This is a genomic window from Arthrobacter sp. UYNi723 (assembly GCF_054057635.1).
Genome location: NZ_JBSRZM010000060.1, coordinates 1 through 5,516, shown reverse-complemented (window position 1 = coordinate 5,516; position 5,516 = coordinate 1). Strand labels below are relative to the sequence as shown.

General features: G+C 58.8%; 4 protein-coding genes and 1 pseudogene. 4 read left to right on the top strand and 1 reads right to left on the bottom strand.

The window, feature by feature from the left end:
* Positions 1-397 precede the first annotated feature (397 nt).
* The 4 genes from ACVWY0_RS21975 (at position 398) to ACVWY0_RS21960 (ending at position 5,183) form a co-directional block, all read left to right on the top strand.
* Positions 398-1,882 (top strand): APC family permease, encoded by a 1,485-nt coding sequence (locus ACVWY0_RS21975; protein WP_485838580.1) that lies wholly within the window; start codon positions 398-400, stop codon positions 1,880-1,882.
* Positions 1,883-2,044: 162 nt separating this feature from the next.
* On the top strand, positions 2,045-2,704 hold the full coding sequence (locus ACVWY0_RS21970; RefSeq protein ID WP_485838579.1) for a DUF5134 domain-containing protein: 660 nt from the start codon (positions 2,045-2,047) through the stop codon (positions 2,702-2,704).
* 266 nt (positions 2,705-2,970) lie between these two features.
* Entirely contained in the window at positions 2,971-4,443 is a 1,473-nt protein-coding gene (locus ACVWY0_RS21965) for an APC family permease (protein ID WP_485838578.1), read from the top strand.
* Entirely contained in the window at positions 4,440-5,183 is a 744-nt protein-coding gene (locus ACVWY0_RS21960; RefSeq protein WP_485838577.1) for an IclR family transcriptional regulator, read from the top strand. The genes ACVWY0_RS21965 and ACVWY0_RS21960 overlap by 4 nt, the downstream gene beginning before the upstream one ends.
* A 63-nt stretch (positions 5,184-5,246) precedes the next feature.
* On the opposite strand, the pseudogene ACVWY0_RS21955 reads toward ACVWY0_RS21960, so the two are convergent.
* A pseudogene (locus ACVWY0_RS21955) lies at positions 5,247-5,516 on the bottom strand (hypothetical protein); the annotation flags it as partial.

Below are 5,516 nucleotides of genomic sequence, written 5' to 3'. Positions count from 1 at the left end.
CGAACCCCACGGATTCTTCGACCAAAACCCCACCCTCAACCTCCCCACCAACGAAAACCGAACCCAAACAACCAACACCGCAACATGCTGCACCAAGGATTAACAGTCCATACCTGAGGTTCCGGGAGCGCGCCTTGATTCGTCGGCGGCGCTCCCGGAACCTCACCGCTAGGCGCGGTCCTGTCCGCGGGATCATCCGGCCCAACAAGTGCCCGGATGGACCAACACAGCGAAGGCCGGCCCAGGCCGGCCCTCGGCATCTATAAATCAAGAGACTCTATTTGGCCCTCCCACGTGCTGGACGTTCACGCTTCGGGGTTCCGTCTCTTTTGGCCGGTCACCACCGGCATCCATGCAGCAGAGATCGCACGACGTTCAGTCCATCAAAGGAGATGTTATGAGTGAAAATCGTTTGGACGAAGCCGATGACCTGAAAAGGTCGATCAACTGGAAGCAGGGTATGGCCATCGCGCTGGGCGTGCCCCTGCTGATTCTGCCCTCCTTGGGCTACCTTCCGATGTATGTGTCCGCCGCAGCGATTCTTATCTGGGGATTATCGGTTCTTCAGGGTTTCATGCAGAACGCTGCCTATGCTGAAATGGCCACCACCTTTCCCAAAGCCTCCGGCCTGCCAGGGTTTGCCCAGCATGTATTCCGGACCGAAAACTACAAGGGCAAGTACGACAAGGGAAAGCTGATCGGCGGCTTCACTGCGTGGAGCTACTGGTTTGGCTGGAGCCCCATTCTGGCGATCTTCGCCATCATGGTCGGCGGCTACCTGTACGGGCTGTTTCCGGTGCTGGGCGAGACTTTTACCGAGTATCAACTCTCATTGATCTCCGGCCTGGTGATTTTCACAGGATTGTTCGTGATTAACTGGTTCGGACTCAAGGACGGCGCCATCCTCGGTTACATCCTGGCAGCCGTTTCGCTGATACCGCTGGTTGTCCTGGCCGTGGCGCCTTTCGCCACCGGACGCGTTGAGATGGCCAACATCACCGGCAGCTGGTGGCCGACTGACTGGGCCTGGGACATGCACCACATCCTGATTCTCTTTGGCGTCTTTGCGATCGCCCAATGGAGTGCCTGCGCCTGGGAAACGGCAGCCATCTACGGCCCGGAATACAAAAACCCGTCCAAAGATGTCCCCAAAGCGTTGTTTGCCTGCGGCATCATCTGCTTCCTGCTCTATGTACTGGTGCAATCTGCAGTGATCGGTGTGCTTGGTGTCGAAGGAGTACTGGCCGAGCCTGTCTCACCCCTGATACCGGTCGCTCAGGCCGTCTTCGGCGAAGCCGGTTCCATCATCACGATCATCATGCTGATTTTTGCCATGATACTGATCATTCAGACCGCTTACCTGGGTTCATCCCGCGCCATGCACTCCATGGCAACGGAAGGCAACCTTCCCAAATTCCTCGGCAAAACAAATCGTCAGGGAACTCCGTTCATTGCCATGCTGGTCATCGGAGCCTTCAACCTGGTGCTGATTTCCATGGGAAACGCCGCGGCAATTCTCGCAGCCTCGGCGATCGGCTACACCTGCGCCAACGGCATCAGCCTCTTCGCGTACGTCAAAGCAAAAAAGCATCCGGCCTTCGCGAACCTTGAACGGCCTTTCAAAGCACCCAGGGGCTGGAAAAATGTCGCCATGACCTTTGGCCTGTTCAATGTTCCTCTGTGCCTGGTCGGTGTCGTTTACCTCAACAGCCTGGAAATCGGCTGGGCCTCAACCTGGGTTGGTTTCATCGTATTGTCCCTCTACCTACCCATTTGGTTGTATGCCCAGCATGAATCTCGTCGCGCGAAGAACCAGGTAACCACTGCTCGTTCTTCAGACGACGATGACGCAGAACGGGAAAAGGTTTTGGATCTCAGGTAACGGAACTCGCACCTACGGCTTCACGTTAAACGGATCCTCCTGGCAACAATCCGACGCTGCGCATTCTCCATCGCGTTTTGTTGGGCGGTCCCCGGTGCTGCAGCAGCGGCACCGGGGACCGCACCTTGACTAACCCCAACCCAGTAGTGAGAGGTGATCCATATGTTCCATGTTCCGGCAGTTACGTTGACCCTCACGGCCGTTCTGCTGCTTAGCGGAAGCTATTACCTCCTGCAGGCCACGCGGTCCCACCATCTCACCGACCGGGTCAACAAAAGTCTCCATGCCCTCATGAACGTCCTGATGGCCGCCATGTTGTGGAACCTCGTGCCATCGACCACGCTGGCTCAGATAGCAATACTCACCGGCGCAGCGCTGTGGTTTCTCATCCAGTCGGTCGCTCGGCCGGAATTTAAATTGCTCTGCGGAGGTAGCCAGGGCCGGGTGCAGTGCCTGTACCACGGCGTGACCATGGCCGGCGCCGCTCTCATGGTTGCCATGATGGGTCACCCGACCGCCGGCGATAAAACCGTCCCGGCCGGCGCCCTGTCAACGCCGCACGCCCACCACACGATGCCAGCCGCATCACAAAACACGGCTGCAGCAACATTTGATCTCTCATCCACCCTGGCGATCGTCCTGACGGTAGTGTTCGGAGCTGCGGCGGTGGCTTTCCTAATCCGCCTCCTATTATCAAAATCCGCGTTAACAAATTCCACGCTCCCCCACGCAAGTGCTCCGAAGCCCGCTCTCCGCACCGGACACCTACTCGAAGCCCTCGGCGCTGCCGTCATGGCCCTGATGTTCACCACCATGGCATAGGACGTGCTCGCTGCGATCAATGGAAAAGAGATCCTTGCATTGTGCGGATATATATAAAAAACTACGTCAAGGAATCCGTAAATGACGAACCTGTTATGGCTATTGAATTGGGAAATTCTCATGGCACTTAATGCGGCGGAAGCATTCGGAACTTCACAGACGTCCTCGGTGCCGGCTGGCAATGCTAATGTATTCCAGCACGGGCCGATGACTTGCGCTCCTCATAAGCAAGGCGGACCTGCCCTCGTAGGGAAAGTTGGTACGTAGTGTCTGCCCGCGGTGATCGCTTTATTTCTCCTCACTCTCCGGTGGAGGGCCTGAGGCGCCGGAAACTTTCCTTCTTGCCGGTCTTCGCGCAGTCAATAGCGAACGTGGCGCCCGCGGGCGCCATGTCCGTCATTCCGGCTCTCATCTTTCCGGGCCTCGTCGTTGGATCCGCTGGACCGAACCTTGTGCTGACATTCAGCGCTGCCATGGCCATCATCGTCCTGGTAACCCTATGTCTGAGGCCGATGGCAAAGCGCATGGCTGCCGTCAGCGGGCTCTACAGTTACACTGCGAAAGGGCTCGGTCAACGGACGGCAATCACCGCCGGCTGGTCAGCCATATTCGGGTACGGACTCGTGGCCATGGCCAGTCTGCTGGCTGTTGGCACATATATCGTTGAGCTATTCGTCAATCTTGGCGTCCCCGTCGCAGATCCTAAGATTTTCGCGGTGCTTGTCATTCTTGCCGCAGCAGGCGCCGCCTGTTTCCTTATGGTCAGGGGGATCCAGATATCCGCGTGGTCCACGCTGCTGATGGAAGCCATTTCAATTGGAATACTCACCGTCCTCATGGTCGTTTACTTCGCCTTCAACGCGCCGCAGGTCAATCTCGGGAGTGTGTTTGCCTGGAACGGACATTTTGATTCGTTATCGATCGGAATCGTGGTGGCCGTCAGTGCCTTTGTCGGCTTCGAAAGCCCGACCACGCTCGGAGGGGAAGCGCAGAGACCCTTCGTCAGCGTGCCACGGGCCATCACGTGGACCCCCATCTTGGCGGGCGTGCTCTATCTCCTCGCCGTAACCGCCCAAGACGTAGCCCTCAAAGAAGCACCGTCGGACATAACAGGCAGCTCCACTCCGTTGTCTGACCTGTTCTCCCAGTCTTCCCCCTTGTTCGCCGCAGTTCTTGACCTGGGAATCGCCGCATCCTGGTTTGCCTGCGCCATCGCTTCTGTGAACGCCCTTGCCAGGATATTTTTCTGTATGGGCCGGGAAGGCGTTGCCCCACGAGTAGTCGGCCGGACACATGCCGCCTTTCGGACGCCCTCGATGGCGATCCTGGTTGTAATGCCGGTTGTTGCCATCGTTCCCGTTGCGGTCATCATCTCCGGAGCCAGCCCCGAGCAGGGCCTCGCGAACCTCTTCACCCTTGGCGCCTATGGATACCTGGGGTCCTATATCCTTGCCAGTGCGTCCCTGCCCTTCTTCCTGCGCCGGATCGGGGAGAACACCTTGCCCAGCTGGATACTCGGAGCAGTAACCTCCGTAGTCCTCGGTGCGGTTCTCTGGACGGCTGCGATGACATCGATTGGAACAGGTAACCCGCAGACCCTCATCTACGGCGGCGTCCTCCTCCTCAGCGTCATATACGCCGCGTTCCTTCACCGGCGGTTACCCGCGCGCCTGGCGTCAGTGGGCATCTATGACGAGACCCGGGAATCAGACCTGTTTCATAGTGGACCGCTGCCATGAACTACAGGCCCACACACTCGGGTACCGGCTCAGCGTCAAACTCGCTCAGGATCTTGGAGATCGTGGCACGGTTCGGCACCGGCACAACGGCGAAAGAGATCACCGACGCCCTGCGAATGCCTCCGGCGACCGCCTACCGGATACTGAATGCGCTCGTCGGCGCCGAATATCTGGTCCGCACATCTGATCTCCGCGGATTTGCACTCGGACACGCAATTTCAGGCTTGGTTACGGCCGCGACCCCGCCAACCGTTCCCACCGCCGCCCGCACCGCAATGGAAGAGTTCCGGCGGGGAAACCGTTTCGCTGTGCACCTCATCATGTTCAGGAACGCTTCCGTAAGAATCGCCGACGAAGATCCTGATTATCCGCTCCACTCAGTATTCGAACTGCTCCGGTATCCACACGCCTCCGCCGCAGGGAAGCTGATGCTCGCTGAACTTGGCGGTTCGGCCTCCCCACTGCCGGGAGGCCAGTTAGTGAAGCTGACCGAGAACACCATCACAGACAGTGACCGGCTGGAAGAACAACTCGCGGAAATAAGGCTCAAAGACCAGGCCTCGGAAATCAACGAATTCGAATCAGGATCCGCCAGCCTGGCACTTCCAGTACGAATGCCCAATGGGTCGGTGGGCGCGGCGCTCTGCCTCACCGGCCCCGCAGAACGGTTCACCACAATCTACGCACATGCGGAGGCGGCCCGCGAACTGACACTGCGACTGGCACCGCTTCTGTTCTGATTCGAACACTCGGAAGCAGCAGAACGCCCCGCCCCCTTTTGGAGACGGGGCCGTTCTGTCGGGTCAGCCGGCAGTGTCCGCCGTAAGCGAAGCGGACTCTTCGCTTGCTTCCGGCTTCGCCGCGTGCGGCACAAAGCGGACGAACATGGCTTTGAAGCCGGGGGTGTTGGATTCGCGGGCCACGTTTTCCTTGTGGACCAGGGCGTTTGCTTCGGGGAAGTACGCGGCGGCGCAGCCTTTCGCCGTGGGGTAGGCGACCAGCCGGAATTTGTCCGCCTGCCGGTCGTGGCCGCGGAAGGTGCTGACCACGTCCACGAGGTCCCGGTCCTGGAA

Coding starts and splice junctions, on each gene's coding strand:
- ACVWY0_RS21960 (WP_485838577.1), top strand. CDS start 4,440: ATGAACTACAGGCCCACACACTCGGGTACCGGCTCAGCGTCAAACTCG.
- ACVWY0_RS21970 (WP_485838579.1), top strand. CDS start 2,045: ATGTTCCATGTTCCGGCAGTTACGTTGACCCTCACGGCCGTTCTGCTG.
- ACVWY0_RS21975 (WP_485838580.1), top strand. CDS start 398: ATGAGTGAAAATCGTTTGGACGAAGCCGATGACCTGAAAAGGTCGATC.